Genomic DNA, 473 nt, shown 5'->3' on the forward strand with positions numbered 1-473 from the left:
TCGATGTCGGCGCTGGAATGGGCGGCCGACATCTGCGTCCTGATGCGGGCCTGGCCCTTGGGCACGACGGGGAAGGAAAAGCCGATGACATAGATGCCGCGCTGCAGCATGCGGGCCGCCATCTCCTGCGCCAGCGTCGCATCGCCGAGCATGACCGGAACGATCGGATGTTCGGCGCCGGCCAGCGTAAAGCCGAGCTTACCCATTTCAGACCGGAACCGCGCCGCATTGGCATAGAGGCGCTGACGCAGCGCATCGCCATTTTTGATCAGTTCGAAAACCCGGATCGAGGCGCCGGCGATCGCCGGCATCAGGGTGTTGGAAAACAGATAGGGACGCGAGCGCTGGCGAAGCCAGTCGACCACCTGGCTCTTGCCCGATGTGTAGCCGCCCGACGCGCCGCCCAATGCCTTGCCGAGCGTGCCGGTGATGATGTCCACCCTGCCCTCGACGCCGCAATGCTCGGCCGAGCC

General features: G+C 65.5%; 1 protein-coding gene. It reads right to left on the minus strand.

All coding sequences use genetic code 11. The annotated features are described in order from the left end of the window. Positions 1–473, minus strand: a 473-nt coding sequence (locus AC0L2R_RS33850; protein ID WP_473514125.1) for an aminotransferase class I/II-fold pyridoxal phosphate-dependent enzyme, incomplete at both ends; no start/stop codon positions are given.

The sequence above is a fragment of the Mesorhizobium sp. WSM4820 genome (assembly GCF_055811075.1).